Below are 15,781 nucleotides of genomic sequence, written 5' to 3' on the forward strand. Positions count from 1 at the left end.
ACAAACAGCCTTAATAGAAGCAGCGTTGAGTTGTTTTTTCTTTATAGTGGAACATTTTCCATTTCATAGAAAAGAGGCTTCCCGGGCGGGAAGCCTCTTTTATGCGGTTTTGCTGGCTTTTTGCCGTTTGATGATTTTCATACGCGAGAAATCTTCACGATCCTTTTCCTCCAGCGCCTCGGTGATGGTTTTCACCGTCTGCTCGAAGCGGGGTATCATGATATTTTTCAGCGCGTTTGCGCGTTTCTGCGTTTTCTTTACCGCGTTAGCCAGTCTGTAAACGCTGTTTTCGACTTCAGCCAGTTCGGCGGTCAGTTTTTTCACTTCATCGAATTTCAGATAAGCCCGGTCGAGCAGGATGTTTGTGGACATTAAGCCGAACGGAACCTGAGCCTTTTCCGCATGAAGGGATACCATGGGGATTTCAACGCCCATTACGCTGCGGTAAGCGACATTCAGCCCGTTTTCCACAGGAACGGTCTGGGAGAGCTCCTTGACAATACCGAGCGTGATGTTGGCTCGCTGAAGAGCGGCGTATGCTTCTTCGTAAGCCTTGTCGATCTTACCCTGAAGCTGATTCGCCCTGTCGATCAGCGCCATCATTTCGCGGATTAAAATGTTGCGTTTCCGGTCTAGCAGTTCAAATCCGGATCGGGAGAGCTCCAGTGACTTTTTAGTAGACAGAAGATTCCCTTTGGTGGGTACGATCTGTTCACTCATTTTCGCCGCCTCCGTTGCCGCTTTCTTCTTCAGAGTCTTCACCAATCTTGTTTACATGATCCCAGAGAACCTGAGACGCCCTGTCCTTAGCGTTGTCGGTTGACAAACGTTTCTTTGCAGGTTCGTAATACTGATCCAGCATCTGATCGTCAACGCGGTCCAACGCTCCGCGTGGAAGGGTCGCGAGCAGTTCCCAGCCAAGGTCGAGGCTTTGCTCGATGGAGCGGTTTTCGGAAGGCCCCTGATTTACAAAATGTGATTCAAACAGTTTGCCGAATTCCAGATATTTCTTGTCATCGGGAGACAGCTCTTCCTCACCGATGACGGAAGCAAGCGAACGGACATCCATTACTTTTGCGTAGGATGCGAAGAGCTGGTTGGAAAGCGCCGAATGGTCCTCACGCGTATATCCTTTTCCGATACCATCCTTCATTAAACGCGAAAGGGAGGGGAGAACGGCAACCGGAGGATAAATCCCCTGTCCGTCCAGAGAACGGTCCAGTACAATCTGTCCTTCCGTAATATATCCCGTCAAGTCCGGAACCGGGTGCGTTACATCGTCATTCGGCATGGTCAGAATCGGGAGCTGTGTGACAGAGCCGGTTTTACCCTTCACCATGCCGGCGCGTTCGTAGAGGGATGCAAGGTCGGAATAAAGATAACCAGGGTATCCCTTTCTTCCGGGAATTTCACCCTTAGAAGAACTGAATTCGCGCAGAGCTTCCGCGTAAGCGGTCATATCCGTCATAATGACGAGAATATGCATGCCCAACTCAAAAGCCAGATATTCTGCGACGGTCAGCGCACAGCGCGGAGTCAGAATCCTTTCGATGATCGGATCGTTGGCCAGGTTCTGAAACATGACGACCCGCTGCAGGATACCGGATTCACTGAACGACCGGCGGAAATAATCCGCAACGTCGTTTTTTACGCCCATTGCTGCAAAAACAATCGCGAATTCGCCGTTTTCGTCGCTGATTCTTGACTGGCGGGCAATCTGGACGGCGAGTTCATTGTGCTTCATACCGGAACCGGAAAAAATCGGAAGTTTCTGCCCGCGGATCAGCGTCATGAGCGTGTCTATCGTGGAAACGCCTGTATTGATATAGTTTTTCGGATAGATTCTTGAGACCGGGTTGATCGGAGTTCCGTTAACGTTGGCTCTTTTTACGGGGAAGATATTCCCCAAGCCGTCAATCGGCCGTCCGGAACCGTCGAAAACGCGTCCCAGCAGTTCGGGAGAGAGCGGCATTTCCATTGGACGGCCGGTCAGTCTGGTTCGCGTGTTGGTCAGGGAAATTCCGCGGGTTCCCTCAAAAACCTGAATGACGGCACGGTTTCCTTCCATTTGCACAATTCGGCCCTGTCGAATGCTGCCGTCATCCAGACGGATGCCCACAACCTCTTCGAAAAATGCGTCCTGAACGTCGTCAAGAACGATCAGGGGGCCGTTAATATCTTTTACGCCGATATAATCAAGAATCATGTGAAACCGCCTTCCAATCAATCATTTTAACAGTACGATGCCAGCGGGGAAACATGCCCGTTAAGCAGAAACGATCTTGGAGAGAGTACTGTCAATCTCTTTGATATAGTCTTCAAACATTTCCGGTTTGTTGTTCGGAATATCATATTTCATCTTGACCAGCTTGTCAAAAAGACCGGTTTGCAGAATGCCGGAAATCGGTATGCTGGCGGAAATTAAATGTTTTGCCTTTTGATAAAGATAAAGGATGACCTTCATCATCAGCTTTTGCTTTTCGAGAGGCACATAGGTATCCTCCGCATGAAAAGCGTTCTGCTGTAAAAAGCCGACGCGAATGACCCGGGCGATTTCAATAATCAGTTTTTGGTCGTCTGGAAGAACATCCGAACCGATCAGCTTTACAATTTCCATCAGTTTGTTCTCCTGCTGAAGAAGATTATTGATCCTCTTGCGGTACTGGATGAAATCATTCCCGACATGTTCCGTGTACCAAGGGTCAAGGTCGGAGAAATATTCGCTGTAGCTTTGCATCCAGTTTATCGCGGGGTAGTGACGCGCATAGGCAAGCGCTTTATCCAGCGCCCAGAAGCAGCGGGTGAAACGCTTTGTATTTTGGGTGACGGGCTCGGAGAAATCGGAGCCTTGCGGAGATACAGCCCCGATAATGGTTACCGACCCTTCCGATTCGTTCAAATTTTTTACCATGCCTGCGCGTTCGTAAAATTCGGCAAGACGGCTGGGCAAATAGGCGGGGAAGCCTTCTTCCGCGGGCATTTCCTCCAAACGGCCGGAAATTTCCCGCAGGGCTTCCGCCCAGCGGGAGGTAGAATCCGCCATCAGCGCGACATGATAACCCATATCGCGATAATATTCGCCAAGGGTAATGCCGGTATAGATGGATGCTTCACGGGCTGCCACCGGCATATTGCTTGTATTGGCAATCAACACGGTCCGGTCCGTCATCGGACGGCCGGATTTTGGGTCGGTCAAGTCTGAAAATTCCTCCAGAACCTGACTCATTTCATTGCCGCGTTCGCCGCATCCGACATAAATGATAATATCCGCGTCGCACCATTTGGCAAGCTGATGCTGCGTCATGGTTTTACCGGTGCCGAAGCCGCCAGGAATCGCCGCCGTACCGCCTTTGGAAACCGGAAACAGTGTGTCGATGACGCGCTGTCCGGTGATTAAAGGAATGTTGGGCGGTAGATGTCCCAAAACCGGACGCGGGGTCCGGATCGACCACTTCTGGCATAGGGAAAGTTCATGCATTTTGCCGAACTCATCCTTTAATTCCACAACCGTATCGTTTACATGGTATTTCCCGTTCGGTTTGACGGATGCAACCGTACCGGAAAGTCCCGGCGGCACCATGCATTTGTGGCGGATGATCGGTGTTTCCGGCAATTCGGCATAGACTTCGCCGCCCTTTAAAAGGTCCCCTTCTTTTACGGTAACCGTAACATCCCATTCGCGGCTTTCGTCAAGCGCGGCAATATTGCTGCCGCGGGCGATGAACGAACCGGATTCTTTGGCGATTTCCTTTAAGGGGCGCTCGATCCCGTCAAAAATATTATCGAGGATCCCGGGTCCAAGGGTGACATTCATCGGGCTTCCTGTACCGTAAACCGGCTCTCCGGGGCGCAGGCCGGTTGTTTCCTCATAGACCTGGATTGTGGTCAAATGGTCGGAAACACCGATCACTTCGCCGACCAGATGCTCATTTCCAACATACACCATTTCCATCATGGAAAAACTGCGGGAGTCCCTGACGGTTACTACAGGCCCGTTGATTCCGTATATCGTATCCTGATTATCCATAAATTCATCTCCGATAACACTAATCCGTTACAAAACTGCTGAAATACCGCAATGCATTCATGACGGACGGATTTTTTAGCAATTGTTCAGACAACGGCCATACCAGACTGTTCTTCGAACCATTCGCGCTGATTTTCCAGAAGGGTGTCGAGAGTTCCATCCGCCGACAGCCCCATGTTGTCGTTTCGGGCTCTGATTCCGCCGATCCTTATGCTTTCAAGGACTTGAAAGGAACAGGCGCTGCTAAAAGAGTCCCGGATCAAATCCTCGTATTTTTCATCACCGGATTTTAAGAAAATCACCGTTCCCTCATTCTGCAGCACTTTGGAGAATTGTTCGGCTGACTTTTTCAAAAAGTCTGTGTAGCGTTCTGTTTTTGTAAATTCCACCAGTTTGTCTGCGGAACGCTGAAAAACTTCATCTGTAATCTTTTGCCTTTTTTCCAGCAGCTGACGTTTCAAGGCCATATCCCGAACAGCCATTTCCTTCACGATGCTGATCCGCATCTGACTCATTTCTTTTTGAATCATGCGGTAGCATTCCGTCAGGACTTCTATTTCCGCCTCGCCGAGTTCCTTCTGTTTAAACGAAGCGATTTCATCCTCTATCTTTTTACGTTGCTCTTCTGCGTAGTGATTAATGGCAATATAAAATTTGTCTTTTTTCTCGTCGATATTAGCCATTTATGAACCCCCGTTCGACCTAAAAAATTCGACTAAATCTTAACGCCAATCGCTTCACGGACATAACGGGTGATGGAATCCTTGGTCCGCCCGTTTCCATGGCGGTCGGGGATTTCGACAATCAGCGGCCGTTTGCGGTTCAGCTTCAGATTATAAATCATTTCAGAACAGAGGGAAAGCAGGGTCTCGGTAATCAGAACAACCGCAATGTCTTCCTGATCCATCGCTGTCTGAAGAGCCTGCCTGACCTCGTTAGCTTCATGAACAACAACGCCTTCAATGCCAGCAAGGCGCATTCCAACCTGTGTGTCCACGTTGTCGCTGATTACATAAAAGCGCATAAGCCGGCCTCCGTTTCCTAAGCTGGTCAGACCTTATTCAGAATCAGAATAGACATTAACAGTCCGTAGATCGCAATTCCTTCACCAAGAGCAACAAAAATCAGCGCTTTACCAAAGGCCTTCGGATCCTCGCTGGTTGCGCCGATTGCAGCTGGAGCAGAAGCCGCGACGGCGATTCCGCCGCCGATCGCTGCAAGGCCGGTAGAAAGGGCCGCGGCAAGCATCGTGAATCCTGTGGAAGAAGCGGCCGCTTCGGTAGTCTGAGTGGTTTGCGCGGGAGTTGCGTCATTAGACGCCGCATGAGCGACGGCGGGCGCCGCGAAGGTAATCAGGCAGACGGCGGCAAACGCAAGAAGCTGTGCGGCAAGCGCGCTGCGCTTTTTACGGCCGCGCTTAACTGCACGTACGGCAAGAAACGTGGATACCATTAAAAAAATCACCGGCAAAGAAACGATAAGATAATTCATAAATAATTCCTCCTAATGAAAATATGTAGCTAAAAAGGTCAGGTTTCCTGGCGAACGACAACCGGCAGGAAAGGCCGGCCTTCGCCGTCAAAGAACCTGCTGAACATCTCATAAAATTCAAGCCTTAACGCTTGTATGCCTACCAACAGCCCTTCCAGGGCAATAACGAAAATATTGCCGACCAGAACAACCACAGCAAAACCCATGCCTGAAAACATCTCCGCAAGCATGAACACAACCATCATCATCCCGGCGTGAACCAGAACAAATGCACCCACACGAATAAAGCTCATGGTATTTGTCAGAAAGCTCAGCAGAAATTCAAACACTTCAAAGAAATTCTGCATGAGAAAGTCGCTCCATTTTTCGGGTTTCCAGTTCGGCCTGGCTTCAGCAAGGCCGCCGAGAATCTCACGGAAAAACATCGAAATAAGCGGCAGCACGATCAGGCATAAAACATAGGGAAGAGTAACAATTTTAATTCCGAGTAGAATTTGTCCTCCAAAGCCGAACACAATTGACGCATAAAAAATCAAGCCGGCAACTCCGTTCGGCCCGAAGAGCGCGTTTGTGTAATTCTTTCTTCGCAGAGAGGAATAGATGTTGATCAAGATAGCTATCAATACAAGCGAAATACCAAGTGCGACGGAAAACAAAATGATCATATTGGTTGTTTCCGGTTCCATAACGGAAATCGGTTTCTCGCTCAGACCAAACAAAGAATGATATAAAGGATCCAAAAAGTGTTCGAAACCGAAGAAAGAACCGAACAGAACACCAAAGAAAGAAGAGCTGATGCCGCAGGGGATCAGGATTCTTCCCAGCTTCATTTTCATTTTTTTCCACATAATATAGCCTGCTGCCGCCACGCATATTCCCTGGCCGAGATCGGCAAACATAATTCCGAACAGAAAAAAATAGGTAATGGCAACCAGGATTGTCGGGTCAATTTCGTCGTAAGATGGCAGGCCGTAGATTTCCACAAAATATTCAAACGGTCTGAAAAGCTTTTTGTTGTTCAATTCAACAGGAGGGGAATGCATCAGCACTTCCGGCTCCTCCGCTCGGTCAAAGGTACATTTAACCGTCTCCAATTCGTTCATCTGCGCCTGAATTTGGTTTTCTCTATCGGCGGGGATCCAACCGGTTAAAATAAAGTTGTCTCCGTACCTTGCCGCATAGCGGCGGATATTGTAATAAACATATTCTTCCGAGAGCCAGGAATAAACATTTTGAACCATCTGTTTTTCTTTGTTCCACAGCGCGTCAATCTGGCGATTAATCTCAGCTTTTTGGTTTGCCTCGTCGTCGCGCTTGGCTGTCAGCTGACTCAGCGCGGTTTTCATGGTTCCGGTCAGCTCATGCAGACGGGTGCGTTCAAAATACAGACCGGAAAAAATGCGGTCCACTTCGGCAATCCGATCAATCGGCGCGCAGTACATTCCCCAATAACGCTCTTCGTCACGGCTTCCCGGGAAAAAGACAACGTAAGGATTATTTTCGTAGCTTGACAGCTTTTCATAGCTTTCAACCGGAAGGGAACCGAAACGGATTCTGATGAATTTGCAATCACGAAGGTCATCCAGATTAAGATCCAGACCTGAAAAATGCCTGACCTTTTCAATTTCTCTGATGTCTTCCGAAATCTGCCGGTCAATTTCATTCCTCTTTTTTATCAGATCATCAACGGAGGAAGAAAAAGATTTAACATAGGAACGCCAGTTTTTGACGCTTGGCGCAATTTTATCCACCATACGCACGCTCAGTAAATCAACATGCCTGTCGATGGTCTTCAGGGTATCTTCAAGCGTATGCAAAGCGTCCGTATAGGGGTTTTCGTCGTTCAGAGGTATGAATTCCGATGTGTCGGAGTAAAAGGCCAGAGCATTATCCGGATGGAATATGCCGGATTTGCCAAGCATTGTGGTCACTTCGTCCAGTTCGGACATCCTCCCGATCACATTGAGGATTTTTATTTTCACAACGGCCATGCTTATGTCCCCTCTTTCCTTGGTTAGTTATTCACGACAATAAGAAGTTTCCTGATTTCATCCGTTGCCAGCCGATAGCGGATACCCTCGACAATCGTGATAATATCACTGATTTCCGCTTCGCTCGTAAAGATGTAGGAAATCAGTACTACGGAAGGATGTGTTGAAAAGTCAATATAATGGTGGCAGTTGCGGAAGTTCATGCGACGTGGAATTTCTCCGACGTAATCGTGCTCGAATCTCAGCGCCCTTTTGCCTATTTCGGAAGTTTCCAAAATGGATACAATTTTCTCTTCGTCATCGGCTTCAATCATTTTATCCAGAAAATGTTCGCCGAATGTGCCATAGGGGAGAAGAGCATTTTTTATGAATTCCGGATCCGAATGATAAGATATTTTTAGTCTGACAATCCGAGTAAAATTTGTTAGGTCGATATATGATTTTAGAATATCGTTCAGCTGTTTGGTTGTCTCGCCCCGTGTGTATCTTTCTATAATACGAAACATGTTGGAATACAGATATGTGTAAAGCGAGCTTTCAATTCCCGTATAATTGATCCAGCCGTTTTCCTCCGGGTGATACGGCTCCAGAATACGGCGGTACTCTGTATGGCTCAATGTGCGGAGAAGGTCGTCAAAACTCCTGATTTTGCTGAGAGACTTCAGGTCAACCTTTGTGTGGCGCGTAAGATAGGAGGGCATGTTGAATAAATACTCCTCAGGCATACCCGCATCCAGCAGAAGAATGACGTGAAGGATCTGTTCAATTTCATTTTTTTCTATAAAATACTGTGAGAAATGTTCTCCGACCGTAATTTCGTAATGGCAAAGGGACGCGTAATCTTCCAGCAGTTTTTGCCTTAGTTTCGCTTCCAACTGTCCGCGGTGAATTTCCGATTCTTCTATGCCGGAAAGGATCTTACCATATACAGTGTTGCTTTTTAAGTAACTCGCAACTTCACTGACCGACTGGCAGGCAAGAAGATCGTTGTAGTTCTGTATGGTCAGCCTTTTTCCGTACATGGCCCGCGCTTTAGAAAGGACGACGTTTGATGACAATTCGGAAAGCATCTCTCCTCACTCTCCTATTACTTTCGCCACGATTTGTTCAACCCACTGATCTCCCTTATCGCGATATAACTCGTCCATCCGATCGGAAAGCCGCTTGCTTTGCTTTTTCTTTTCCACCCATGCCGCCTCGGCGGCTGCGCGTTCCTTCGGCTCGTTTTTCGAGATTCTTCTTCTTGCTTCCTCCAGATATTTTTGGCGGATTTCCTCCCGCTTCTGCTGAATTTCTTTTTCGGAATCCACCTTCTCCTGCTGGGCAGTTTCAGTAATCTGCCGGGCTTTCCGGTCCATGTCAATGATCTGTTTCATCAGATCCTGCATATGGCAATCCCTCCCGTATATTATTATGAACAGGTGATTATCTGTGAGTATGCAAAATCACTTGTACTATTTGAGTGATTTACATTATTATACCATAAACAAGAAATTATTATTGAAGAAATGAAAAAACCGATTCCGAAAAAAGCCGTTTTTATAGAGTTTATCAATAAGAAAATTAGTGAAATTTTGTGAATATTTTGTGAACTGATCAATTTTTCAGACTTTGAATCGGTGCCGGAATCCTACCGCCGCGCAGAATCATTTTCAGCGGGGAATAGCGGTTGACCTCCATGACGGGACCCCCGCCCAACAAGCCGCCGAAATTCAGCTCCTCGCCGGCCTTTTTCCCGATTGCCGGAATCAAACGAACGGCGGTTGTTTTCGAATTTACCATTCCGATGGCCGCCTCATCCGCTATGATGGCGGAAATAATTTCAGAGGGGGTATCGCCCGGTACTGCAATCATATCGAGTCCGACCGAACAGACCGCGGTCATGGCTTCCAGCTTTGTAATACTGAGCGAGCCGCAGCGGGCCGCGTCAATCATGCCGGAGTCTTCCGTGACGGGAATAAAAGCACCGGAAAGGCCGCCAACGTGGGAAGAAGCCATGACACCGCCTTTTTTCACGGCGTCGTTCAGCAGGGCGAGCGCTGCTGTGGTGCCGTGCGCGCCGCAGCTTTCCAGCCCCATTTCTTCCAGAATATGAGCAACGGAATCTCCGATTGCAGGGGTCGGAGCAAGGGATAGATCAATGATTCCAAACGGAACGCATAGTCTCCGCGAGGCTTCCTGTGCGACTAGCTGGCCCATACGGGTCACTTTAAACGCCGTTTTTTTAATTATATTGGCAACTTCATCCATTTTGCAGTCTCCCGCTTTAGCCAAAGCAGCTCGAACGACGCCGGGGCCGGAGACCCCGACGTTAATCACGCAGTCGGGCTCTCCGGGGCCGTGAAACGCTCCTGCCATAAACGGGTTGTCTTCCGGCGCATTGCAGAAAACCACAAGCTTTGCCGCGCCGACGCAGTCCCTTTCAGCGGTTGCCTTGGCGGTTTCCAGAACGACGCGCCCCATTTTTTCAACGGCGTCCATATTGATCCCGGCCTTGGTGGAACCGATATTTACGGAAGAGCATACATACTCCGTTTCACTCAGCGCCTGCGGAATGCTTTCGATCAAAGCGTAGTCGCCGGGTCCGAAGCCCTTGTGAACCAGGGCGGAGTAACCCCCGATAAAATTGACGCCGGTTGTTTTGGCGGCGCGGTCCAGCGCTTTTGCGAAACGAACGGGATTTTTATCGGGGCAGGCCGCCGCAATCATAGCGATCGGCGTCACCGAAATTCTCTTATGGATAATCGGAATTCCATACTCTCTGCTGATGTCTTCGCCGGTCCTGACGAGGTTTCCGGCATACCGGCAGATCTTATCATAAATTTTCTCGCATGCCCGGTTCGCGTCGGGATCAATGCAGTCCAACAGGGAAATCCCCATGGTTATGGTTCTTACGTCAAGATTTTCGTTGTCGATCATTTGAATGGTTTCAAGAATATCTCGGGAATTTATCATGATTGTTTCTCCAGCCTTCCTCCAGAGTCCGCTTAGATGCGGTGCATGGAATTAAAAATGTCTTCGTGCATGACATGGACGGAAAGATTCAGCTCCTTACCGGTCTTTGTCAGCTCTTCGGATAATTCCGGTAAAGGAATTTTGCATTTTGAAATCTCAACCAGCATGATCATGGCAAAAAGGTCCTGAAGAATCGACTGGGTTACTTCGACAACATTCACGTTGTTTTCCGCGCATACGGATGAAACCCGTGCCAGAATTCCAACCATGTCTTTGCCGATTACTGTAATTACGGCCCGCATTTTGTTACCCCCAAACGTGTAATAATATTCAGGATTTTATTATGTGCGGAAACCCCCTTTTTGTCAAGCGACGGTTGACCCGAGGAATGTCAAACTGCTTAAAAAAAGAAAAGGACCATACTTCCAACATGGAGATGATTGATCTAGGATTTCCGAAAGAATTGTGATACTATAAATAATATGAAAAAAAGCGGATTGGAGGAAGTCATGAATATTCAATACATATCAGACTGTCATATCCATACCGATTGTTCTCCGGACGGGACCGATTCCGCCATGATGATGTGTGAAAGCGCGGCTCGCCTCGGGTTCTATGCCGTTACCATCACCGATCATTGTGAGTGCAATCATTATAGGACGGATGGGTATGATAAATCCATTCGTCAGTCCTGCTTTGAATCGAGAAAGGCCGCCGCTGCTTTTCAGGGGCGGCTTCATGTTTTTTCCGGCGTTGAACTGGGCCAGCCCATGCAGAACACGGACGCCGCGGAAGATGCTCTTGGGTGCTTTAATTATGATTTTGTTCTCGCTTCTTTGCATAACATAACGGGGAAAAAAGATTTTTTTGATTTGGATTACTCCGCGGAGAACATTGACGATCTATTAAACAGATACTTTGATGAGATTCTGGAAATGATCGAATGGGGAAAGTTTGATTCCCTTGCGCATTTGACTTACCCTTGGCGTTATCTCGCAGGAGAATTCGGACTGCATATTCACACTGACAGATTTATGGGCAGAATTGACGAGGTTATAAAAACGCTGATTGCAAAAAATATCGCTCTGGAAGTAAACACCTCCGGATTCAGGCAGAGACTTGGGACGTCCATGCCCGATGCTCCGGTGATTCGCCGTTACCGCGAATTGGGCGGCAGGATGATAACCCTTGGCTCCGATGCTCATCGCTGGGCGGATGTCGGCGGCGGAATCGAGCTGGGACTGAAACTTATCCGAAGCGCCGGTTTTCATCACTATGTGGTTTTTACCGGAAGAAAACCCCATTATCTTCCGGTTGAGTAAGTAAGACAGTACGTTTAAGGAGTGTATTAAAAATGGATCGTTTGCTGACTCTTCTGGATGAAAACGCCCGGCTGTCGGTAAAACAGCTCGCCGCAATGCTGGGAAAAACAGAAAATGAAATAGAAGACGAAATCGCGGCTTATGAAAAGGCGGGAATCATCCGCGGCTACAAGGCTCTGATCAACTGGGAGAAAGTCGATAAAAACAAGGCCAGCGCATTGATTGAGCTGCGGGTATCGCCCAAGCGGGAACGGGGATTCGATGAAATTGCAAACAAAATCATGCAGTTCGAAGAGGTGGAAAGCGTCTACCTGATGTCGGGCGGATATGACCTTGCGGTCAAGGTGCACGGCAAAAGCATGCAGGACATCGCCATGTTCGTCATGCGCCGCCTTTCCACGCTGGATTCCGTGCTTTCCACCGCAACCCATTTCATCCTGACCCGGTATAAGGACGGGAACGTCATTCTTAATACGGAGGACGAGAAGGACGAAAGAAGGAGTGTGCTCTGTGATTGATTACGAGCGCATGCTCAACAGCGATGTAAAAAACATGAAGCCTTCGGGCATACGCCGTTTTTTCGATATTGCAAGCGAGATGGACCATGTGATCTCCCTTTCGATCGGCGAGCCGGATTTTACGACGCCCTGGCACGTTCGCGAGGAAGGGATCCGATCGCTGGAGGACGGTAAAACATGGTACTCCCCCAACCGCGGTTTTCTGGAGCTCAGAGAGGAAATCTGCCGGTTCCTGAAGCGACACTGCCATTTGGATTACGAACCGAAAACGGACATCGTGGTAACGGTCGGCGGCAGTGAAGCGATCGACCTGACGATCCGGAGTCTGATCGAACCCGGGGAAGAGGTTTTGATCCCGGAGCCGAGTTTTGTCTGCTATAAGCCGCTGACCATCGCGTCGCGCGGCGTGCCGGTCGTGCTTGAAACGAAACAGGAGGATCAATTTCGGCTGACGGCGGAGGAACTGAAAAGCAAAATAACGCCGAAGACGAAACTGCTGATTCTGCCGTACCCCAATAATCCTACGGGGGCCGTTATGCGCCGGGAAAATCTTGAGGCGGTCGCAGAGGTTGTGGAGGAACATAATCTTTTTGTCCTTTCGGATGAAATTTACGGGGAGCTTACTTACGGCGATTACCGGCATGTATCTTTTGCGGAGATCGGCGGGATGAAAGAACGGACGGTTCTGGTCAACGGTTTTTCGAAAGCGTTTGCCATGACGGGCTGGCGGCTGGGGTATGCCGCGGGACCGAAAGAAATTATTCGGCAAATGACGAAGCTCCATCAGTTCGGCATTATGAGCGCGCCTACCACCGCGCAGTACGCGGCCATTGAGGCACTGAAAAACGGCGACGGGGATATCATATCGATGCGCGATCAGTACGACCTGCGCAGAAGACTGATTGTCGACGGATTTAACGAAATGGGTCTGAGCTGTTTTGAGCCGGAGGGAGCGTTTTATGTTTTTCCCTGCATCAAAAGCACGGGCCTGTCTTCGGAAGAATTCTGTGAAAAACTGCTTTATTCGGAAAAAGTAGCGGTTGTACCGGGCAATGCGTTCGGCGATTGTGGGGAAGGATATATCCGGGTTTCCTATTCCTATTCCATACGCCATATCACAGAGGCCCTGTCGAGAATTGAACATTTTCTCCGTACAATGCCCGGTGACCGCAATGCCTGATTTTACGGAAAATGCTTACGCGAAGATCAATCTGACACTGGACATTACGGGGAAGCTGCCCGATGGGTATCATACGATCCGGTCGGTTTTCCAGAGTATCACCCTTTCCGACCGTGTTTCGTTAACGGAGACTTCGGACGGGGAAATTCATCTGTCCGGCAGCGTGAAAGAATTGCCCTGCGGAAAAGAGAATACGGTTTATCGCGCTGCTGAAGCATTTTTTCAGGCGACCGGCTTCAAAAATCCCGGCGTTTCTTTTTCCCTTGAAAAACGGATTCCCCGGCAGGCGGGGCTGGGCGGCGGAAGCGCGGACGCCGCGGCGGCGCTCCGGCTTCTGAACCGATCCTGTCATACCGCGCTGAGCGAAGCGGAACTCTCTGAAATCGGGTTGACCGTCGGCGCGGACGTGCCGTTTTGTCTGCTGAACGGAACGGCGCTTGCGGAAGGAATCGGCGAGAAATTGACAAGGCTCCCGCCGCTTCCGCCCTGCCGTATCGTCGTATGCAAGCCGGAAGCCGGTATCGGGACAAAGCAGGCCTATGAAGCATTAGATCGGAGCGGAACCTTTTTCGGCTGCGATACGGACCGGATGCTGGAAGCGCTTCGGCGCGGAGATTTGTCAGAAATTGCGGCGCAAACGGGAAACGCTTTTGAAAAGACCGTCCCTTTGCCGGAAATTAAAAAAATCAAACGGCGAATGCTAGAGGCGGGCGCGGCCGCTGCGTGCATGTCGGGCACCGGTTCGGCGGTATTCGGACTGTTTGATCGGGAAGACCGGGAGAAGAGCTGTGCAGACGATTTGCGGCAAATCTATCCGAATGTGTTTGTCTGCAAGCCGTTTTTTCCCGATTGATGAAGAAGAGGAACTCCGGATTGACCGGGGTTCCTCTTCTCAGTTTTCATTTAAAAAGCTTTTCCGGGGTGCGCGTAATGACGCGCTTTGTGTTTCGGAACCGGAATTTTTTTCAGGCCTGCAAAAATCAGATATCCGGTCAGACAGCCGGCGGCGCTTAAAATTGCTTCTGCTATGCTTACGTTTCTGACGGCAGAGCGTGACAGAATGTTTGCAATCAGCTGAAAGGATTCCAAACAGATGCCGCCGAGGAGTGAGACAATCAGCATTTTTCCCAGACGCATTCCGAAGTCTGCGGCGGGAATCAGAATCCCAATCGGGATGAAAAGCAGCAGGTCGCGGAGCAGAGTTGCCAATAGGTCGCTGACGCCGAAGGAGGAAATCAGAAAAGGATTCCATTCCGCAGCTTTAAGAGCTTTTGCCGCCGCAGCTGCGTCCGGAACCAGAAAGCTCCGAAACGTCAGGCACTGACCGGTTTGCAGCAGCGCGGCGACGTAAAGGAACAGAAGGGCAATGCTCAGCTTTTGTGCAAGTTCTTTCTTTCGGAAGAATAGGGGCATACAGACACAAGAAAGGACGATTCCCCAAAACAGGGCGGTCGCGATGCCGATCTGTGCCGGAAACAAAAGCTCTTTTGCTCCGATCGCCAGATTAATTAAGGATTCCTGCATTTTTACACTTCCTTTTTTATTATGATCATAGCAAAAATATTTTAAAGAAAAAAGAATAAAATGGGAAATTTTGGACAATGCTCCTTTTGCAAATCAAAAAGGAGCTGTTTTATGAAAATATTTGGAAAAGCGCTGTGCCTGGCATTCGTGATTGCCGTATTACTTAATTTCACAGGATTTACAGCCGGATGCGAACAAATTCCTTCTCAGGTTCTTCGGCTGCATGTTCTTGCAAATTCCGATACACAGGAAGACCAAAGCCTGAAATTGAAGGTTCGCGACCGGATTCTTCAGGAGAGCGCCGGAATGCTGGATGATGTTCACAACCGCAATGAGGCGGAAAAGGCCGTAAGGCAAAGACTTCCGCTTTTAAAAAAAGCCGCGCAGAACGAAATCAAAAAGCTGGGATATGATTACCCTGTGGAGGCGAAACTTGCGAAAACATATTTTACAACCCGAACCTATGGGGACGTAACCCTGCCGGCGGGTGAATATGACGCGCTGGAAATCACCATCGGCTCCGGAAAGGGCCACAACTGGTGGTGCGTTATTTTCCCGCAGCTCTGTCTGCCCGCGGCGCAGGACAAAAAGCAGCTGGAGGATGTTCTGAATCCGACGGAGCTGAAAATCGTCAGGGACGGCGGCGGATATCAGATCAAATTTAAAACCGTCGAATATTACGAACAGCTCAAGCAGTGGCTGGAGCAGCGATAACCGAATTCCGAAAATTCAGCCGGCCTTTTTTCACGCGGCGTTTTATGCTATACTTTCTC

At 49.1% G+C, this 15,781-nt stretch carries 17 protein-coding genes; 5 read left to right on the plus strand and 12 right to left on the minus strand.

Annotated elements, in window-relative coordinates; translation table 11 throughout:
* Positions 1–99 precede the first annotated feature (99 nt).
* From HCR03_RS01965 to HCR03_RS02015, 11 genes are all read right to left on the minus strand, one after another.
* Positions 100–720, minus strand: a complete 621-nt coding sequence (locus tag HCR03_RS01965; protein ID WP_066650578.1) for a V-type ATP synthase subunit D — start codon at positions 718–720, stop codon at positions 100–102.
* Positions 713–2,206 (minus strand): V-type ATP synthase subunit B, encoded by a 1,494-nt coding sequence (locus HCR03_RS01970; RefSeq protein ID WP_156990908.1) that lies wholly within the window; start codon positions 2,204–2,206, stop codon positions 713–715. The genes HCR03_RS01965 and HCR03_RS01970 overlap by 8 nt, the downstream gene beginning before the upstream one ends.
* A 60-nt stretch (positions 2,207–2,266) precedes the next feature.
* Complete coding sequence (locus tag HCR03_RS01975; protein WP_187036443.1) at positions 2,267–4,027, minus strand: V-type ATP synthase subunit A; 1,761 nt, start codon at positions 4,025–4,027, stop codon at positions 2,267–2,269.
* Positions 4,028–4,113: 86 nt separating this feature from the next.
* The gene (locus tag HCR03_RS01980) at positions 4,114–4,710 is read right to left on the minus strand and encodes a V-type ATP synthase subunit E (RefSeq protein WP_187036445.1); all 597 of its coding nucleotides are present in this window, start codon (positions 4,708–4,710) and stop codon (positions 4,114–4,116) included.
* Between the two features lie 32 nt (positions 4,711–4,742).
* The gene (locus HCR03_RS01985; protein ID WP_066650573.1) at positions 4,743–5,051 is read right to left on the minus strand and encodes a V-type ATP synthase subunit F; all 309 of its coding nucleotides are present in this window, start codon (positions 5,049–5,051) and stop codon (positions 4,743–4,745) included.
* 26 nt (positions 5,052–5,077) lie between these two features.
* The gene (locus tag HCR03_RS01990) at positions 5,078–5,518 is read right to left on the minus strand and encodes an ATP synthase subunit C (protein ID WP_066650572.1); all 441 of its coding nucleotides are present in this window, start codon (positions 5,516–5,518) and stop codon (positions 5,078–5,080) included.
* Positions 5,519–5,556: 38 nt separating this feature from the next.
* The gene (locus HCR03_RS01995; protein WP_187036447.1) at positions 5,557–7,509 is read right to left on the minus strand and encodes a V-type ATP synthase subunit I; all 1,953 of its coding nucleotides are present in this window, start codon (positions 7,507–7,509) and stop codon (positions 5,557–5,559) included.
* A gap of 23 nt (positions 7,510–7,532) precedes the next feature.
* Complete coding sequence (locus HCR03_RS02000) at positions 7,533–8,579, minus strand: V-type ATPase subunit (protein ID WP_156990909.1); 1,047 nt, start codon at positions 8,577–8,579, stop codon at positions 7,533–7,535.
* Positions 8,580–8,585: 6 nt separating this feature from the next.
* Positions 8,586–8,897 (minus strand): hypothetical protein, encoded by a 312-nt coding sequence (locus HCR03_RS02005; RefSeq protein ID WP_066650569.1) that lies wholly within the window; start codon positions 8,895–8,897, stop codon positions 8,586–8,588.
* A gap of 208 nt (positions 8,898–9,105) precedes the next feature.
* The gene (locus tag HCR03_RS02010; RefSeq protein ID WP_066650568.1) at positions 9,106–10,464 is read right to left on the minus strand and encodes a PFL family protein; all 1,359 of its coding nucleotides are present in this window, start codon (positions 10,462–10,464) and stop codon (positions 9,106–9,108) included.
* 32 nt (positions 10,465–10,496) lie between these two features.
* The gene (locus tag HCR03_RS02015; protein WP_066650567.1) at positions 10,497–10,766 is read right to left on the minus strand and encodes an ACT domain-containing protein; all 270 of its coding nucleotides are present in this window, start codon (positions 10,764–10,766) and stop codon (positions 10,497–10,499) included.
* 207 nt (positions 10,767–10,973) lie between these two features.
* Here HCR03_RS02015 and HCR03_RS02020 point away from each other — a divergent pair, with 207 nt between their 5' ends.
* The 4 genes from HCR03_RS02020 to ispE are packed head-to-tail and all read left to right on the plus strand — an operon-like array spanning position 10,974 to position 14,337.
* Positions 10,974–11,786, plus strand: coding sequence for a histidinol-phosphatase HisJ family protein (locus tag HCR03_RS02020; protein ID WP_187036450.1), 813 nt, complete (start codon positions 10,974–10,976; stop codon positions 11,784–11,786).
* 32 nt (positions 11,787–11,818) lie between these two features.
* A complete protein-coding gene (locus tag HCR03_RS02025; RefSeq protein ID WP_156990911.1) occupies positions 11,819–12,304 on the plus strand; it encodes an Lrp/AsnC family transcriptional regulator in 486 nt (161 codons plus the stop codon).
* Positions 12,300–13,484 (plus strand): aminotransferase class I/II-fold pyridoxal phosphate-dependent enzyme, encoded by a 1,185-nt coding sequence (locus tag HCR03_RS02030; protein ID WP_276529915.1) that lies wholly within the window; start codon positions 12,300–12,302, stop codon positions 13,482–13,484. The genes HCR03_RS02025 and HCR03_RS02030 overlap by 5 nt, the downstream gene beginning before the upstream one ends.
* The gene (ispE, locus tag HCR03_RS02035) at positions 13,477–14,337 is read left to right on the plus strand and encodes a 4-(cytidine 5'-diphospho)-2-C-methyl-D-erythritol kinase (protein WP_166525141.1); all 861 of its coding nucleotides are present in this window, start codon (positions 13,477–13,479) and stop codon (positions 14,335–14,337) included. Before HCR03_RS02030 ends, ispE begins: the two co-directional genes overlap by 8 nt.
* A gap of 50 nt (positions 14,338–14,387) precedes the next feature.
* Here ispE and HCR03_RS02040 read toward each other — a convergent pair whose 3' ends face one another.
* Complete coding sequence (locus HCR03_RS02040; RefSeq protein WP_187036452.1) at positions 14,388–15,008, minus strand: hypothetical protein; 621 nt, start codon at positions 15,006–15,008, stop codon at positions 14,388–14,390.
* Positions 15,009–15,119: 111 nt separating this feature from the next.
* Between HCR03_RS02040 and spoIIR the strand changes: the two genes are divergently transcribed.
* Entirely contained in the window at positions 15,120–15,722 is a 603-nt protein-coding gene (gene spoIIR / locus HCR03_RS02045; protein ID WP_066650562.1) for a stage II sporulation protein R, read from the plus strand.
* The last annotated feature ends 59 nt before the right edge of the window (positions 15,723–15,781 follow it).

This window comes from Caproicibacter fermentans (assembly GCF_014303955.1).
Lineage (GTDB): Bacteria > Bacillota > Clostridia > Oscillospirales > Acutalibacteraceae > Caproicibacter > Caproicibacter fermentans.

Coding starts and splice junctions, on each gene's coding strand:
- HCR03_RS01965 (WP_066650578.1), bottom strand. CDS start 720: ATGAGTGAACAGATCGTACCCACCAAAGGGAATCTTCTGTCTACTAAA.
- HCR03_RS01970 (WP_156990908.1), bottom strand. CDS start 2,206: ATGATTCTTGATTATATCGGCGTAAAAGATATTAACGGCCCCCTGATC.
- HCR03_RS01975 (WP_187036443.1), bottom strand. CDS start 4,027: ATGGATAATCAGGATACGATATACGGAATCAACGGGCCTGTAGTAACC.
- HCR03_RS01980 (WP_187036445.1), bottom strand. CDS start 4,710: ATGGCTAATATCGACGAGAAAAAAGACAAATTTTATATTGCCATTAAT.
- HCR03_RS01985 (WP_066650573.1), bottom strand. CDS start 5,051: ATGCGCTTTTATGTAATCAGCGACAACGTGGACACACAGGTTGGAATG.
- HCR03_RS01990 (WP_066650572.1), bottom strand. CDS start 5,518: ATGAATTATCTTATCGTTTCTTTGCCGGTGATTTTTTTAATGGTATCC.
- HCR03_RS01995 (WP_187036447.1), bottom strand. CDS start 7,509: ATGGCCGTTGTGAAAATAAAAATCCTCAATGTGATCGGGAGGATGTCC.
- HCR03_RS02000 (WP_156990909.1), bottom strand. CDS start 8,579: ATGCTTTCCGAATTGTCATCAAACGTCGTCCTTTCTAAAGCGCGGGCC.
- HCR03_RS02005 (WP_066650569.1), bottom strand. CDS start 8,897: ATGCAGGATCTGATGAAACAGATCATTGACATGGACCGGAAAGCCCGG.
- HCR03_RS02010 (WP_066650568.1), bottom strand. CDS start 10,464: ATGATAAATTCCCGAGATATTCTTGAAACCATTCAAATGATCGACAAC.
- HCR03_RS02015 (WP_066650567.1), bottom strand. CDS start 10,766: ATGCGGGCCGTAATTACAGTAATCGGCAAAGACATGGTTGGAATTCTG.
- HCR03_RS02020 (WP_187036450.1), top strand. CDS start 10,974: ATGAATATTCAATACATATCAGACTGTCATATCCATACCGATTGTTCT.
- HCR03_RS02025 (WP_156990911.1), top strand. CDS start 11,819: ATGGATCGTTTGCTGACTCTTCTGGATGAAAACGCCCGGCTGTCGGTA.
- ispE (WP_166525141.1), top strand. CDS start 13,477: ATGCCTGATTTTACGGAAAATGCTTACGCGAAGATCAATCTGACACTG.
- HCR03_RS02040 (WP_187036452.1), bottom strand. CDS start 15,008: ATGCAGGAATCCTTAATTAATCTGGCGATCGGAGCAAAAGAGCTTTTG.
- spoIIR (WP_066650562.1), top strand. CDS start 15,120: ATGAAAATATTTGGAAAAGCGCTGTGCCTGGCATTCGTGATTGCCGTA.